Here is a 14,677-nt window from a genome sequence, read left to right on the forward strand (position 1 = left end):
ATGTTGCTCGCGACGGGCCTTGGCCTCAGGCGGCCGACAGTTCCTTGGACTTGGCCTCAGCGTCCTCGGACTTCTCGTCATCCGTATCGAAATCGGCTTCGTGCTCAGGATCGTCGTCGATCGAAATCGACAGGTTCTTTTCCACCTGACGCAGCAGCTTGCGCAGCTTCTTGCGGTCCTTGTCATCAAGACCGGCCATCGCCTCGCGCTCGAGCCGTTTCCAGGCCTTGTCGACGGACAGGACCAGTTCGCGGCCGGTTTCGGTCAGATAGACCCTGGCAAGGCGACCGTCCGTGTCCGAGACCTGCCTGCGCACATATCCCTGACTGGAGAGACGGGTGACCATCTTGGTCACGGTGGGCGGCTGGACACCGAGCGCCAGGGCAAGCTGGCTCATGGTGCGGCCATCGGCATCGGCCAGTACTTTCAGAACCAGTTCCTGACCGGGATGCAGCCCGATCCGCATGAGGTGCGCGCCGGAGCGGGCACGTTGCGCCTTTGCAGCCTGAACCAGACGAAACGTTATGCTTTTCTTGTAGTTGAAAGCCATCGTGCCATCCCCGTTCTCAATCAACCCGAATCACGTTCAGCCGTGATGCGGGCGCACCCTAACGAGGTTATTTAACCGTCAAATGACACTTGTTCCGCTTGTCGCAAATTAATTTGCAACACGGGAACTTGGGCCCGTTTAGCCTGCTAAGCGGAGCTTTCGGACCACACGTCAAAACGCGTCCGCCGGCTCCATGGACGCCTGCAGCGACGCGGACACGTCCCGGCACAGGTCGCTGTAGTGCTGCGAGGTCCGGAAGCCATCGTCACGGGGACGGGGCATATCGATCCGGTGCTCGCAGACCACCCGGCCGGGCCGGGCCGCCATGACCACTACCCGGCTGGAGAGATAGACCGATTCAAACACCGAATGGGTCACGAAAAGAACAGTCCAGCCGAAACTCTCCTGAAGATGCATCAGGTCGTTGTTGAGCTTGAAGCGGGTGATTTCATCTAGGGCCGCGAAGGGCTCGTCCATCAACAGAACCTTCGGCCGTGTGATCAGCGCGCGCGCAATGGAGACACGCATCTTCATGCCGCCGGACAGCTCCGCCGGCCTGTGATCGGCGAAGTCCTGGAGGCCAACCGTTTCCAGCGCGTCCATCACGCGCTCGCGCGCCGCCGATTTCGACACGCCCTTGATGCGCAAGGGCAGCCAGACATTGCTGAAGACAGTCGCCCAGGGCATCAGCGTTGCCTCCTGGAAGACAAAGCCAAGCTCGTGTCCGGATTGCTCGTGCGCCTCTTGCGGCCAGGCGACGTCTCCCCCGCTTGGCGCGGCCAGTCCGGCAATGATCCGGAGCGCACTGGACTTGCCGCATCCGGACGGACCGAGCAGAGACACGAACTCTCCCTTTCGGACCTCAAGCGAGAAATCCTGAAGAGCCGTCGTGCCGTTTTCAAACTCCTTGCGAACATTCTTCAACGAGACGATGACAGGCGCTTGGTCGGTCTGGGACATGCTTTCGTCTGCTCTCCTGTTCATTTCCCGGTCCGTCCCCGCCGGCATCCGGATCAGGACCTGACCTTGAGCGCGCCCGCAAGAAACGGAATTGCAAGCGTGCACAAGGCGACGGTCGCAAAAGAGGCGCGCAGAGACAAGAGATCACCGACAAATCCGAGCAGCGGCGGACCGAACAGGAACGCGCCGTAACCAAGTGTCGCCACCGCCGCTAGCGCCGACCCCTTGGACATGTTCTGATCGCTGGCTGCGCGGGACATGGCCAGGGGAAACAGCACCGCATAGCCCAGCCCCATGACGAAACTGCCGGCCCAGACTGCCCAGATATTTGCGCCCGAGACCAGAAGAAGGCATCCTGCAAAGGCTGTCAGACCGCTCAGCCGTGCAACAAGCACAGGTCCAAAACGGGCAATCACCTGATCGCCGGCAAGCCGCATGACAACCATCGCAACCGAAAAGACGGTGAAGGCCGTCGGTGCGATCGCCTCGGAAAATCCGAGATCCTCGATCTGGTAGAGCGCCGCCCAGTCTGTCATGGCGCCTTCACCCAGGGCTGCGACCAGTGCCATCAGCCCAACCAGGATGAGTGCGCCTTTCGGCAGGGCAAACAAGGGCGCCTTGCCGTCTTTTTCCTTGTCGACGGCCTGCGGCCATGGCTGGCGCCAGAACCAGACCAGGAAGGGTGCAATCATCACACTCCAGAGCGAAAAATGCATCGCGACCGACAGGCCCAGCTCGATGGCAAGCCCTCCAACCAGCGCCGCCGCCCCGGCGCCGAGGCTGAACAGGCCATGATAGGACGACATGATCGGCTTGCCGTATGCGGTTTCCACTTCGGCACCCCAGCCATTCATGGAGACATCGAGTGCACCGAAGGTGAAGCCGGCCACAAACAGGGCGAGCGTGAGCAACGGAACGGATGGAGCAAGACCGACCAGCACAAAACTCATCACATTGGCGCAGGCAAGGATCTTGGTCACAGGTGCAGCCCCCAGCCGGTCCAGCATCATGCCGGTCAGCGGAAACGCGACGAAGGCACCGCAGGCCATGACAAGAAGGAGCAGGCCAAAGCCGCTCTCGTCGAGACCGGTCGCGGCTTTGACATGCGGGATCCGCGAGGCCCACATGCCGATGAAGGTGCCACACATGAAGAATATGGCCGAAACGACCCGGCGTGCGGCGGAAGCGTGGTCCTTGAGGGGAGCTGTCATAGCGGTTTGCTGCTTGAAGGCGGGAGAATGCAAAGAGCCGCCTTTCTGTCACGCCTTTGGCTGGCAGACAAGCGCGCAGATCTTCAATGGAGCGTGCGGCTTTCGGCTCGACAGGAAAGATCGAGCAGCACTGACAGATCAGCCAATCAGTGAGTCGATCAGAGATTGGGTGCTGGTGCCGCGTTCAGCAGCAGATTGGTAGGCGGAAATGGCGGCAGTGGTCTCGGATTGCCGACCCGAACCAGAGGAATCGCTGTCAGTATCGCTTTCGCCGGGTGGCCGGTTGGCTTCAGGGGCCCCGGTTTCGTCACCTGCCGTGCTGGAAGTGACGGCGTCTTCGTCTTCGCCGCTCAGCTCGGCAGCTTTCTGCTGACGCAATTCAGCCTGCGCTTCTGACAGCTGCGAGCGCGCCTGCTGCGCTACCTTCAGGTCCTGCGATGAGGGTTCCGCCGGCGCGGTGGCCGCGCGAATGACGATCTGCATCTTCCGGATCGTGGCTTCCGGCGTGCGCTCCTTGGCGGTATCGATCTGCACCTCACCGCCGATTGCATAGCGCTTGCCGTCCGGGCCCTGCTGGAAGGTATAGGTGGGCGCGCTGGCATAGGCACCACCAACACGGGCGTGGGCCTGTTCATGAGCCCGCACCTCGCGGTCGCGCTCCTTCAGCTCCTGGACCTGTTTTTCTTCCGCTTCGTTCAGGCCGTCGCCATCGGCGTCATCCTCCTCGCCCTGCCCGGCTGTGCTCTGGCCACCATTTGCTGCCGTTACCGGGTTCTGCGCGGCCCCATTCGCCGCTGCGCGACCGGACTGGTTTTCGCCCGCTTCTTCTTCGCCTGATTGTCCTTGCGCGGTGTTTGCGGAGCCCGAAGCGGCATTTCCGGACGATTGCGGATCCTGAAGGGCGATCACGGCTTCCGGTGTCAGGGGGGGCGCACTGCCGGCCCGCACCGTCGCAGCGCGTGAACTTGCCAGACTGTCGCGCGAAGCCAGCTGTTCCCGGCCCGGGGCTGTTTCCCCGGCACCAGGTTCCGAAACGCCAGCGACACCGCTGCTTCTCAAGAGGTTCGCCGGCGTGTTGGACAATAACGCGCCGATCATGGGGTGGATTGTCCGCCAGAGGAGTCAGCAAATTCCTAACGCCGGTTAAGAAATGGCATCATATCCGCGTGATCATGCGGAAAATCTGCTCAAATCCGCCCGCCCCTTGCTTGCCCTTCGCCTTTGTGCAAATGAAGTCAGAGGGTTAACACAAAATGGTTTGACGCGATGCTGCCCCGCCCCTTCTGGCAAGACATGACAACGGTGGATTTCCAGGCTCAGGGGCGCGAGAACTGGATTGCGGTTCTGCCTGTCGCAGCCATTGAACAGCACGGCCCGCATTTGCCCTTGTCAACCGACACGACTATTGCGGAGGGCCAGATTGCCCGTGTCCTGGACCTGATGCCGGACAACCTGCCCGTCACTTTCCTGCCTTTACAGACCATCGGCAAATCGGATGAACACCTGAATTTCCCGGGAACGCTGACCCTGGGCTGGGAGACTGTTACCCGCAGCTGGATCGAAATCGGAGAAGGCGTTGCCCGGGCCGGCCTGCGCAAACTGGTCCTGATCAATTCGCATGGCGGCAATGTGCCGGTTCTCGACATCGTCGCTCGTGAACTGCGCACCCGGCATGGCATGTTTGTCACAGCGACCAACTGGCTCCGTTTCGGCCAGCCGGACGGTCTCTACCGCGACGAGGAATTCACCTACGGGATTCACGGTGGCGATATCGAAACGTCGCTGATGCTGCATTTGCGCCCCGATCTGGTCCGCATGGATCAGGCGACAGACTTCCCGTCGGAGCAGCAGCGGTATCTGGAAGAATTCAAACACCTGCGCGGCCACGGCAAGGCGCAGTATGGCTGGATGTCCGAGGACCTCAATCCGTCAGGCGCTCTCGGCAACGCGGCCCTTGCCACAGCCGAGAAGGGACAGGCGTCACTTGATCACGCAGCCCATGGATTTATCGAGCTTTTGCAGGACATCCAGGCCTTCGACCTGACGTGGCTCGGGTCTACCGACAAGTAAGGCGCGACCTGGCGCGCCTCGACAGCCCTGAGCCGGCACTTTTTAAGCTTGTCTGTCTGCTGCCAGCGACAAGATGGACTGGTGCGCGCTCAAGATCACAACCGTCTTTCGCTTACCAAAACGGAAAGCACCAGAAATATATTTTCTGATTTTAGTTTCTGAAAGCTCAGTATTTTACCGGCTTAATCCCCAGACAACTCCCCAGCTTGCGAGTGTTTTTTCTATTGTATTGACGGAATGCTCCATAGGCGACACATTAATAAAAGGTGACGTCTGGTGGGGGTGGTTCTCGCAAAGCCATGAATCTGTCAATTCGGCAATTGGCGACCTTTCGCGAGGTCATGCGCAGCGGCTCCATTTCGGAAGCAGCCAGAACACTGGGCCGAACCCAACCTGCAGTCAGTTCCACCATCGCCGGACTGGAAACCGAGCTTGAGCTGAAACTGTTTGTGCGCGAGCAGGGGCGCCTCGTCCCGACACCGGAAGCAGAGTTTTTCCTCGAAGAAGCCGAAGCGATCCTCAAGCGGCTGGAGATTTCCAAGCGGACATTGCGTGGCCTCGCCAATCGTGAACATGGCCAGCTTCGTGTTGCCGGCATTCCGGAAGCAACAGCCGAATTCCTGCCCAACAGCCTGTCGCGGTTTCTCGCCGACAAACCGAGCGTCAAGGTGGCGCTTGCAAGCCGGACTTCGGGTGAGATTGAAGAGCTGATCGCTGCGCAGCAGTTTGACGTCGGTTTTGCTGAAACCCCACGGGCTCGCAACTCTTTCGACCAGGTCGATTTCGACCTGGAATGCATGTGCGCCATACCGGCGACCGACCCGCTGGCCTCTCTCGAAGTGATCACACCGGCCGAACTGGACGGCTATCCGCTGGCGCTATTGCATTCCGAGCATCGCAGCCACAAGCAGACCCTTGCGCGCTTTCGGGACGCGGGTGTTGACTTCAATCAGCGATTTGAATTGCAGACGGCCGCGCCGGGGCTGCGTTTCGTGGAAGCCGGACTATGCGCCCTGATCTGCGACATGATCACGGCCTATAACGCCCAGGAAAAGAACCGGAACGGCATGGGGCCACCCATGATCGTATTCCGTCCCTTCCGGCCACGGGTGCAGAACAGCCTGTCGATCCTGACACCGACCCACCGGCCGATTTCGATTGTCGCCAAGGATTTCTGCGAGTTCCTGTCCCAGGAAGTGGCCACCATCCGCAATGCGATGATCAAACGGCCCGCCTAGCCCTCTTTCAGATCAGGCAGGTCCGTTTCCTGGTCTTGCCCTCCGGCGAGACTGACCGCTGAAATTGTCGTTTTGATTTGCGGTCGATGGGGTCTGTGCACAAGGCTGACCTTAGGCCCGGTCAGCCGGCTGCATTTTGAAAGATTGCCGAATTCGCCGCCACAATGGCCACTGCATTGGTCCGGTTCTTGGCACCAAGACGGGTGATGGCGTTGCGGATATGTGCCTTGACGGTCGCGATGGATACATCCAGCTCATAGGCGATCTGCTTGTTCACCTTGCCTTCGCAAAGTTTCAACAGGATCTCCAGCTGACGCGGTGTTACCAGATCTGTCAGATTGAGCGGCCAGCGAATGCCGCTGACGAGACGGTTCTGTGTGCCGTTGTCGGCGACGCTGTTTGTAAGGGCAAAATGGGCTGTCATGGCTCTGCTCCTCGGGTTTGTCATCTCCGATCGGCAAAATTCCGTCTTGGGCACGGACATGAGTTGCCGATCGATCTGAAACCTTGAATGCATCCAGCCGAACCTCCGACGGCTGCTGCTGTCGGGACTTTTCATCATTATCCGGCTATTGTAAAATGTTAAAATGCATACTGCATATTGCTAATAGTTTGCAATTTAACTTCGGAGAAATGCGCTGTGAGCAAGAAGCTCTTTTCCGGTCATACACTTCGTCAGATCCGGTCGGATTTTGGCCTGTCCCAGGTGGAGTTTGCCAGAAAAATCGGCCTCTCGACGGCCTATGTGAACCAGATCGAAAACAACAACCGACCGGTCACCGCTTCCGTTCTCCTGACTATCAACCGGATTTTCGGCGTCGACCTGTCGGCGTTCGAAAAGAACGATCTGGACCGGGTCGTTCAGGATCTTCAGGAAATCTTCGCAGACAGCCAGTTTCACAGCGCCTCCGTTGGGCGACAGGAAATCCACGAGGTGGTGACCAGGGCGCCTGGCGTCACAAAGGCGATCATGGATCTTTACAGCGCCCTCAGGACCTACCACGACCGGGAGGCGATCGAGGACGACCTTGCCCAGCAAAGCGGCGCAGGTGACGAGGGCCTTGCCCCGCGCAAATCCGCTTATGACGAGGTGCGCGACTATTTCCACTACATGGACAATTACGTCGACTCCATCGATCGCGCAGCCGAAAAGCTGGCCCACGACATCGGCCTCAACCGGGGCCAATCCAACTTTGATGCCCTGACGGTCTGGCTCGGGGAACGGTTCGGCCTGACCGTGACGGAGTTTCCCGACTATGAGGGCACGCTGATCCGGCAGGACGACTACACACGGAAGATCCAGCTGTACCGGGCCATCCCGCAATCTACGAAGAATTTTCTACTCGGTTCGGTGATCGCCGAGCTTTGTGTCCGCGACCTCATTTCCGAGGAGGTCGAGCGGGCCCGCTTCAAGACCCACTCCGCGGAAAGCATCGCCCGTCTTGCGCTCAGGAACTACTTTTCCGGCGCCCTGCTGCTTCCCTATGACGCCTTTCTGAAAACCGCCTCGCAGTGCCGCCACGACATCCAGCTCCTGTCCAACAGGATGGACGCCAGCATCGAAACGATCTGCCACCGCCTGTCCACCCTGCAGCGGCCCGGCTCAATGGGCCTGCCCTTCTATTTCGTGAAGATCGACAGGGCCGGCAATGTCGTCAAGCGGCACAGTGCGACCAGGTTTCAGTTCGCCCGTTTCGGCGGGTCCTGCCCGCGCTGGAACGTCCATCAGGCATTCGAGCAGAACTCCAACAAGTTCACCTCACAAGTCGCTCAGATGCCGGATGGCGTTCGGTATCTGTGCGTTGCCACCAGCATCACGAAACATCAACCCGACTATCGCAGCGGCGAGCGGCGCTACGCACTCGGGATCGGCTGCGAGGTCAAATATGCGGACGAAGTCGTTTATGCCGACGGTCTTGCAGTGGAGGAGATCGCCTCTCCGGAACCCATAGGGGTCAATTGCCGCATCTGTCCGCGCGACAATTGCGACCAGCGCGCCTTCCCGGCCATCGACAAGGAACCCTTTATCGATTCCGGCCGGCGCGGCATCGTGCCTTACCAGGTGAAGGCCTTCGATTGACCTTCAGCCCGGCCCGACAGCGGGCCCAGACAGCTCTGCGGCACGAAACCGGCTTCAGCGACTGTCCCAGAAGGTGTTGGTGCCGCGCGTATCGACGTGAACGAAGGTCTTGTAAACACCGATTCCACCCTTGAATTCGCCCTTGTCTCTCAGTCTCTTGGCAATCTTGTACCAGCGGTCCGAATTTCCGGCGCCCGCTCCCAGCACTTCAAAATCCGCCGCATCGAATTGCATGTGACGGCTGGATGCCGCGCCCCCCACATCCCGGTTATAGTCCGGGCTGCGGTAGATGCTGAGCAACCTGACGGGCGCCCCGACTTCCTGCCGGATCTTCTCAAGCAGGTTCACCAGGGGAACCACATTCGGGTAGAGGCTCGGGTCCGGATCCGTATTGGATTTGAACCGCGCATGCGATGCCCCCTTGAACAGCAACTCCTTCCAGTTGAAATGCTCGATATGAGACAGGTTCTTTAGCCAGAAGGCCTCGAAGGGATGGCTCGCGGCACCGCTCGCCGTCTCGCCCCCCGCCACGTTTCCGGCTGCCACCGTCTGCGCGGGCGCAGCATCTGCCGAGCCAACCGGAGCGGCGCGGGCGCCAACACCGTAGATACGCTGTAACTGGGTTTTCCGCTTCGAGCCGGAAGACGAACCGAAGTGAAAACCGATCACGGTCGCGAACGCCGTCGCAAGCGCGCCAAAGGCGACATAAAAGACATCCCTGTTGTCGACACGGGCCTTGTCTGTCGTCTTCCCATCGGACGCCGTCTTCCCATCGGGCGCCGTCTTCCCATCAGGCGTCGCTGGCCTATCTGCATCCGCCTCGCGACTGGTGGCGGGATCCGTCGCCGCGGGATTTGCGACTTCCGCGTCCGCGGGCTGCCGCTCGCCGCCATTCTGTCCCGTTGCCGCGCTTTCGGCAGAATTCGCATTCGAGGGCTGGTTCCCATTCGGAGCGGGTTCGTTCAGGGGGATCGTTGCGATCAGGTAGATGAACCCCAGGAAGGCAAAGGTGATGATGATGGAAAGAAGCGGGTTGATGCCCGACACCCACCACCTCTCGGATTTTGCGGCCTCCAGTGCATGACGTCTGGCAGCTTCCGTGTTCGCCAGTTGTTTTTCGGCAAGCTCGAGTTCCTGCTCATGCTGCTGCTGCCGGTCCTCCAGGCTTTTTTGCGCCTTTTCCAGCTCCAGCCGGTTTTGCGCTTCAAGCGCCTTGTTTTCCTCTTCCTGTTTGCGAAGCGCCAGTTCGGCCAACTGCTTTTCCAGCTCCGCCTGCACCGCAGGATCCTGTTCGACAAGAGTTTTGACCTTGCTGGCGTCGTCAGACTTGGCGACGGACTTGATCACGTCGACGATGTCGTCGGCCAGCTTGCCCGACGGATCGGCCTTGGCAAGCGCCCCGAGCGCCGGAATGATGCCGGCTGCAATATTGAGGAGGGCGGATGTTAGTTTGCTCATGACACGTCTCCCTCTTCTCAGCTCTGGCTGTTGCGTTTGGCCTTGAGCGCTTCGCGCGCCCAATTCAAACGGCCATCGAAATGCTTGATCCCCGGACGCTCAAACTTGTCCATGAAGCTCCTGGTGGCGTCCCGGAGGGAGAGTGTCTTGCGAAGATGCCTGAGCGCGGTTTTTTCCGTCGTCTCCAGCTCGTGTTTCAGGAAGCCGTAATTGGCGTCGTCATCTGACAGATTGTCGAACCCGTTTTTCTGGCACCAGGCTTCGAATGCCCTGCGCCGCGGTCCCGTCCATTGGCACCAGCCCCAGCCGCCTTTGCTACCGGCGACAATCGGCTTGATTTCCTGCATCGTTCGAAAGCCGGCGCATTCATGCCCGATATTGCCGAGGACTCCGGCGGCCTGATCGAGCGTGAGGCCGAAATCATCCATGAGGTTCTGCATCACACCGGGTGCCTTTTGCCGGAAAAGACCAAACGTCCCGCCCGGATCCGGCAAAGGCACTGCCGGTTTCGGCTTGGGGGCCGGCACGCCCTGCGCACCGGTTTGCTCAGGCACCGCGTCACGACCGGGAGCCGGCGCTCCCGCCCGCCCGGCTGTCGCCGTCTCGGGTTCTGTGGCAGGCGGCACCGTGATGATCATTTCATCTTTTTCTTTGGACCCTGAGGACGAACCGAAGTGAAATCCGACGACGGTTGCAAAGGCCGTCGCGAGGGCACCGATCGCCGTGTAGAAAATTTCGACATTCTCGATCGTCTCCACCATGATCAGGTAGAGCGCGGCAAGGAAGCCGACTGTCACGACGAGCGAGAGAAACGGATTGATGCCGGCAATCCACCATTTCTCGGATTTCGAGGCCTCAAGCGCGAATGTGCGGGCAGCATCCACCCTCTTGAGTTTTGCGTTCAGGTGATCCAGCTGCTGTTGATGGCGCTGATCGCGTTCGGCTTCTTCAAGCTCCAGAAAGGCAAGGTCGATCTTCTTCTGTTCTGCTTCCGAACGCGCCTGCTCTTCCAGAGCCCGGACTTCCAGTTCTGCAAGCTCAACCCGGAGCTTGGCCTCCAACTCGGGATCCGCCGCCAGTTTTTTCTTGGCTTCGCTTTCATCGTCTGTCTGAACAAATCGTTTGACGATTTCCACTGCCTCTTCCCGAAAATCACCATCCTCTCTATCAGCAGACAGCAACTTGAAAAGGTTTGGCGCAACTGTAATGGCAACACCAAGCAGACCTGAAACAAGGATACTCATGAAGGTTACCTCGACGTAACAAAGGCTCCCAGCGGTGTTTTTGTTAAATTTCTTGATCGACCCGCCTTCAATTCAATTTAAACTTGAACGCATTCAGAAGGTCAACCAAATAACTCCCTCATGACGAGCAAAAGAGAAACACACCACCAAAATCAACCCAAGCGGGAATCAACGCTGAATCAGTGAGACAATCGTCTTGAGGGATCGACAGCAGAACGGCGCATGGGCGAATACCCCCACGCTCCAAGCGCTTGTTAAGTTTTGATTTTCTCGGCTACCGCGGCATCACACCGGCGGACTGACCGCAAGGCAATTCAGGTTCGCGCCTTCTCGAAGGCCGCCCACGCTTCCTGGAACTTCTCGAAAGTGAAACCAGGTTCACGCGCCGGGCCGAGAACCAGCTTTTCAGTCTCCAGCAACTTGCGGATCGCATCCGCAAGAACCGGGACAATTGCTTCGGGTACCACCAGAGCGCCGTGCCGATCGGCATGGACAAGTTCGCCGGCATGGATGTCCAACCCGAAGACTTTCACCGGCGTACCGATTTCCGTGACATGGACATACCCGTGACTGGGTCCGACGGATCCGGCGACAACGGGAAAACCGTCGGGCAGGTCGCCCAGGTCGCGCATGACACCATTGGTCAGAGCGCCGGAGAGACCCAGCCCCTTGTGCACGGTCGTGTTGATTTCGCCCCAGTAGGCCCCGATGGCATTGGGGAAATCGACATCTTCAACGACGGCCAGTGCCGGCCGCTCGCCTTCGGACATGTAGCGGTAATAGTCCATCCGGCGGGCCTTGATCACCTCCGGAGCTTCCGTCGGCGGCGCGAGCGCGGAGATCTTGGCGGTGCGCGCAAACCCGACCATCGCGCCCCCTTCCGGATCGGAACACAGCATCGTCCCCCTTGTGAACCGGTTAAAGCCACGCCGGCCTTCGGCGACCTCGATCGCATTGCAGACGGTTGGTGTATCGACGGTTTTCAGGAGATTGAGAAGTTCGGTATCCATCACATGTCCAGCCATGTCTTGAAGGCAGCGTTAACGGCATCCGGCTGTTCCAGCGTCGGCAGGTGCCCCGCACCGTCGATCACGTTAAACGTCGAGCCCTTGATCAGATCATGCATCAGCTCGTGCCTGTCACGCGGACACAGCCGATCTTCGGCGCCCATCAGGATCAAGGTCGGGCAACTGACAGATTTCAGCGTCTCCTGCTGGTCCGGCCTGGTCTGGAGGGCACGGGATTGCCGTTCGAAAACCTCCGGGCCAAGATCGAGTGCCATTTCCATGCACAAGTCGAGCACATCCTGGCGCAAAGGGCCATTGGCCAGATAATTCGGTTTCAACTCGTCGCGCATGATGTCCTTCAACCCGCCGGAGCGTACCTTTTCGATCTGCGGTTCCCTGCGCTGTTTGACCTCTTCCAGTTCGGCACGCGGATTGGTGTCCAGAAGCGCGAGCCGGTCGATGCGGTCCGGTGCCTGGCGCAGAACTTCCATGGCCACGATCCCACCCATGGACAGGCCAGCGAGCGCGAAGCGCGGCGGCGCGGATGCAAGAATGTCGGCGACCAGCGCTCCAACGGTGTCATGGGCGGTGAGTGGGGCCAGATGGATCGGCCGGTCGCCGGAAAGAGCGGCGACCTGCTGTCCGTAGAGCCGCCCATCACACATCATGCCCGGCAACAGGACGAGGGGTGTCACGCCCTGGCTCCCGCGATAGCCGCCCCTTCTGACAGCGCCCCCAGCTTGGCATAGGCAATATCCGGATCGACGGCCCCAAACCCGGCAAAGGTGCCGAAGCCGCAATCGGAGCCTGCAATCACCCGGTCGCTGCCAACGATCTCGACAAACCGGTCCAGCCGCTGTGCCACGACTTCCGGATGCTCGACAAAATTCGTGGTCGTATCGACAACACCCGGGACCAGGATCTTGTCGTCCGGGATCTCGGCCTTGCGGTCGCGAAAGACGGTCCATTCGTGGGCATGGCGCGGATTGGAGGTTTCAAAGAGCACGTAGCGCGCCCGCGCCGACATCAGCGTCGAAAACACCTTGTCCATGGAGATGTCACAGACATGCGGGCCTTCATAATTGCCCCAGCAGATGTGGATGCGCACCTTGGCCGGATCGATATCGGAAAGCGCGTGGTTCAGAGCTTCGACATGGCTTGCGGCTATCTTGACGAATTCCTCGTCCGACAGGTCGGTGAAGAGCATGTGCCGGGAGAGCGCAAGGTCCGGACAGTCGAGCTGAAGGTCCAGGCCAGCGCCGACGATCGTCTCATATTCCGCCTTCATGACATCGGCCAGCGCTTCCAGATAGGCTTCGCGCGTCGGATAGAAATCATTTTGCAGGAAGAGCGAAATCACGCCTGGCGAGGCGGCATTCATGAAGCCGCGGGCCGCACCATGTTCGGCCATCGCCGCCTTCAGGTTCGCGATGTCCTTTTCCAGTTCGCCCTGCCCCTTGGAACGCACCTCACCGGTGCACATCGGCCGGGCATATTTCGGGGTACCGCCGCTTTCTGCAATCCGTTTCAGGAAACTCGGATAGCGTTTCAGGTCTTCCGGCGCATTGCGCGGGCTGTCTCCGGAAAAGCCGGTGTAGCGGTCCTTCACATAGGTGGCATAGGAGATCTTGGAGGTTTCACCGTCACTGACGATGCTCACACCCGCCTTCACCTGTTTGGCGACGGTCTCGGACACGGCCTCGGTCATCGCCGCATCGAAACCAGCCTGGTCAAAAACTTCCTCGTTTTCACGCGCGAAGATGAAATCCACGACCTTTTGCGTGCGCGGCAGCGAACCGACATGGGTTACGTCAAGTGTGCTCATGATCTCCCCCTTTGTGCCGGGCAGGGTTCTTACCCCTGCCCGCTTGTTGTTCAACCGACCCAGGTGGCTCCGGCCGGATCGCTGGTGTTCATCACCCGGTAGAGGCTGGCTTCCCCGCTCATCGACGGCGTCAGGCTATGCTCCAGTCCCGGCGGAACGGCACAGGTATCTCCCGGCGCCAGGATCTTTTCACCATCAGCCCAGCTCAGCTTCCAGTGTCCACGCATCACCATCAGGATCTCGTGCGCCGACAGGGTATAGGCGGTTTCGGGAAGCGACCCGCGGGTCAGGAACTCCACCTCGAACCCCGGCTTGTCCTTCAGCAGCGCCGTTTCGCCAATCACCTTGCAGGGCGCATCCGCGGCGAGCGCCATCAGGTCCCAGTAGCGGGCAACATAATCCCGCACCACGGCCGCGTTACCCGGCTCAGGGAAGGCCTTAAGGTCCTCATCGGACAGAAGCGGCATCGGTTGCACATCGGGCGGCAGGCTTTGCCCCTTCTTGGTGTCGTAGAGCACACCATTTTTACCAAGCACCAGCCCGTGGTCCTTGGCGTCTTCAATCACCTGCGGCGCCCAGGTCACGCCGCCACCGGCATCATCTCCGCCGAGGATCGCCATGATCATTCCGTAGTCGGTGCCGATATTTTCAAAACCACGAAAGATGCCGGTCGGAATGTTGAAGATGTCGCCCTCTTCGAGCGTCACTTCGCCCGCCGTGCCCCAGCGCCCCCAGAAGAACCGCCAACGCCCCTTCAGAACGAAGAACACCTCTGCCGTCGTATGCGAATGCAGGGAGTTGCGGCATTTCGGCGGCTGGCCGGCCGCCCCGATGTTGAAACCCGGCGTTTCATTGATGTGGACATGCTGGTCCGGGCTCTCGGACACCCCGCCACCAATGATGGTGAAGTTTTCTTTCTGGTCGGAGCCCGGCGTGTGGGCATCGATAAAGGCGGTTCGGCAGGGCTTCAGATCGCCATAACGGACAATCCGGGTTTCCATTTCTTCAGGGGTCATGACAGGACCTATATTGCT

The 14,677-nt window shown here is 59.8% G+C and carries 14 protein-coding genes; 3 read left to right on the forward strand and 11 right to left on the reverse strand.

Annotated features, from left to right (window positions below; genetic code table 11):
* Positions 1 to 25 precede the first annotated feature (25 nt).
* From CHH27_RS16665 to CHH27_RS16680, 4 genes are all read right to left on the reverse strand, one after another.
* Positions 26 to 550 (reverse strand): MarR family winged helix-turn-helix transcriptional regulator, encoded by a 525-nt coding sequence (locus tag CHH27_RS16665; protein WP_094072581.1) that lies wholly within the window; start codon positions 548 to 550, stop codon positions 26 to 28.
* A 171-nt stretch (positions 551 to 721) separates the two neighbouring features.
* On the reverse strand, positions 722 to 1,510 hold the full coding sequence (locus tag CHH27_RS16670) for an ABC transporter ATP-binding protein (RefSeq protein WP_094074818.1): 789 nt from the start codon (positions 1,508 to 1,510) through the stop codon (positions 722 to 724).
* A 53-nt stretch (positions 1,511 to 1,563) separates the two neighbouring features.
* Positions 1,564 to 2,721 carry an MFS transporter gene (locus CHH27_RS16675; protein ID WP_094072582.1) on the reverse strand — a complete coding sequence of 386 codons (1,158 nt, stop codon included), beginning with the start codon at positions 2,719 to 2,721 and terminating at the stop codon, positions 1,564 to 1,566.
* 138 nt (positions 2,722 to 2,859) lie between these two features.
* A complete protein-coding gene (locus CHH27_RS16680) occupies positions 2,860 to 3,819 on the reverse strand; it encodes a putative metalloprotease CJM1_0395 family protein (protein ID WP_094072583.1) in 960 nt (319 codons plus the stop codon).
* A 168-nt stretch (positions 3,820 to 3,987) separates the two neighbouring features.
* Between CHH27_RS16680 and CHH27_RS16685 the strand changes: the two genes are divergently transcribed.
* Positions 3,988 to 4,791 (forward strand): creatininase family protein, encoded by an 804-nt coding sequence (locus CHH27_RS16685; RefSeq protein ID WP_094072584.1) that lies wholly within the window; start codon positions 3,988 to 3,990, stop codon positions 4,789 to 4,791.
* Between the two features lie 299 nt (positions 4,792 to 5,090).
* Complete coding sequence (locus CHH27_RS16690; RefSeq protein ID WP_094072585.1) at positions 5,091 to 6,029, forward strand: LysR substrate-binding domain-containing protein; 939 nt, start codon at positions 5,091 to 5,093, stop codon at positions 6,027 to 6,029.
* A 121-nt stretch (positions 6,030 to 6,150) separates the two neighbouring features.
* Here the strand turns inward: CHH27_RS16690 and CHH27_RS16695 are convergent, their stop codons facing one another.
* Positions 6,151 to 6,453: a helix-turn-helix transcriptional regulator gene (locus CHH27_RS16695; protein ID WP_157738963.1), complete on the reverse strand. Its 303-nt coding sequence runs from the start codon at positions 6,451 to 6,453 to the stop codon at positions 6,151 to 6,153.
* A 216-nt stretch (positions 6,454 to 6,669) separates the two neighbouring features.
* Between CHH27_RS16695 and CHH27_RS16700 the strand changes: the two genes are divergently transcribed.
* Positions 6,670 to 8,109 (forward strand): short-chain fatty acyl-CoA regulator family protein, encoded by a 1,440-nt coding sequence (locus CHH27_RS16700; RefSeq protein ID WP_094072587.1) that lies wholly within the window; start codon positions 6,670 to 6,672, stop codon positions 8,107 to 8,109.
* Positions 8,110 to 8,163: 54 nt separating this feature from the next.
* On the opposite strand, the gene CHH27_RS16705 is transcribed toward CHH27_RS16700, so the two are convergent.
* The 6 genes from CHH27_RS16705 to CHH27_RS16730 form a co-directional block, all read right to left on the reverse strand.
* A complete protein-coding gene (locus tag CHH27_RS16705) occupies positions 8,164 to 9,567 on the reverse strand; it encodes a D-Ala-D-Ala carboxypeptidase family metallohydrolase (RefSeq protein ID WP_094072588.1) in 1,404 nt (467 codons plus the stop codon).
* Between the two features lie 17 nt (positions 9,568 to 9,584).
* Positions 9,585 to 10,811, reverse strand: a complete 1,227-nt coding sequence (locus CHH27_RS16710) for a phage tail tip lysozyme (protein ID WP_094072589.1) — start codon at positions 10,809 to 10,811, stop codon at positions 9,585 to 9,587.
* A 314-nt stretch (positions 10,812 to 11,125) separates the two neighbouring features.
* Positions 11,126 to 11,821 carry an RraA family protein gene (locus CHH27_RS16715; RefSeq protein WP_094072590.1) on the reverse strand — a complete coding sequence of 232 codons (696 nt, stop codon included), beginning with the start codon at positions 11,819 to 11,821 and terminating at the stop codon, positions 11,126 to 11,128.
* Complete coding sequence (locus CHH27_RS16720) at positions 11,821 to 12,513, reverse strand: alpha/beta hydrolase (RefSeq protein ID WP_094072591.1); 693 nt, start codon at positions 12,511 to 12,513, stop codon at positions 11,821 to 11,823. Before CHH27_RS16720 ends, CHH27_RS16715 begins: the two co-directional genes overlap by 1 nt.
* Positions 12,510 to 13,643 (reverse strand): cobalamin-independent methionine synthase II family protein, encoded by a 1,134-nt coding sequence (locus CHH27_RS16725; protein WP_094072592.1) that lies wholly within the window; start codon positions 13,641 to 13,643, stop codon positions 12,510 to 12,512. The genes CHH27_RS16720 and CHH27_RS16725 overlap by 4 nt, the downstream gene beginning before the upstream one ends.
* A gap of 50 nt (positions 13,644 to 13,693) precedes the next feature.
* Positions 13,694 to 14,659, reverse strand: coding sequence for a cupin domain-containing protein (locus CHH27_RS16730; protein ID WP_094072593.1), 966 nt, complete (start codon positions 14,657 to 14,659; stop codon positions 13,694 to 13,696).
* Positions 14,660 to 14,677: the final 18 nt, after the last annotated feature.

It is taken from the genome of Labrenzia sp. VG12, assembly GCF_002237595.1.
Classification (GTDB): Bacteria; Pseudomonadota; Alphaproteobacteria; order Rhizobiales; family Stappiaceae; genus Roseibium.

Bases quoted from the DNA above. Each gene is read 5' to 3' on its own strand.
- CHH27_RS16665 (WP_094072581.1), bottom strand. From the start codon at position 550: ATGGCTTTCAACTACAAGAAAAGCATAACGTTTCGTCTGGTTCAGGCT.
- CHH27_RS16670 (WP_094074818.1), bottom strand. From the start codon at position 1,510: ATGTCCCAGACCGACCAAGCGCCTGTCATCGTCTCGTTGAAGAATGTT.
- CHH27_RS16675 (WP_094072582.1), bottom strand. From the start codon at position 2,721: ATGACAGCTCCCCTCAAGGACCACGCTTCCGCCGCACGCCGGGTCGTT.
- CHH27_RS16680 (WP_094072583.1), bottom strand. From the start codon at position 3,819: ATGATCGGCGCGTTATTGTCCAACACGCCGGCGAACCTCTTGAGAAGC.
- CHH27_RS16685 (WP_094072584.1), top strand. From the start codon at position 3,988: ATGCTGCCCCGCCCCTTCTGGCAAGACATGACAACGGTGGATTTCCAG.
- CHH27_RS16690 (WP_094072585.1), top strand. From the start codon at position 5,091: ATGAATCTGTCAATTCGGCAATTGGCGACCTTTCGCGAGGTCATGCGC.
- CHH27_RS16695 (WP_157738963.1), bottom strand. From the start codon at position 6,453: ATGACAGCCCATTTTGCCCTTACAAACAGCGTCGCCGACAACGGCACA.
- CHH27_RS16705 (WP_094072588.1), bottom strand. From the start codon at position 9,567: ATGAGCAAACTAACATCCGCCCTCCTCAATATTGCAGCCGGCATCATT.
- CHH27_RS16710 (WP_094072589.1), bottom strand. From the start codon at position 10,811: ATGAGTATCCTTGTTTCAGGTCTGCTTGGTGTTGCCATTACAGTTGCG.
- CHH27_RS16715 (WP_094072590.1), bottom strand. From the start codon at position 11,821: ATGGATACCGAACTTCTCAATCTCCTGAAAACCGTCGATACACCAACC.
- CHH27_RS16725 (WP_094072592.1), bottom strand. From the start codon at position 13,643: ATGAGCACACTTGACGTAACCCATGTCGGTTCGCTGCCGCGCACGCAA.
- CHH27_RS16730 (WP_094072593.1), bottom strand. From the start codon at position 14,659: ATGACCCCTGAAGAAATGGAAACCCGGATTGTCCGTTATGGCGATCTG.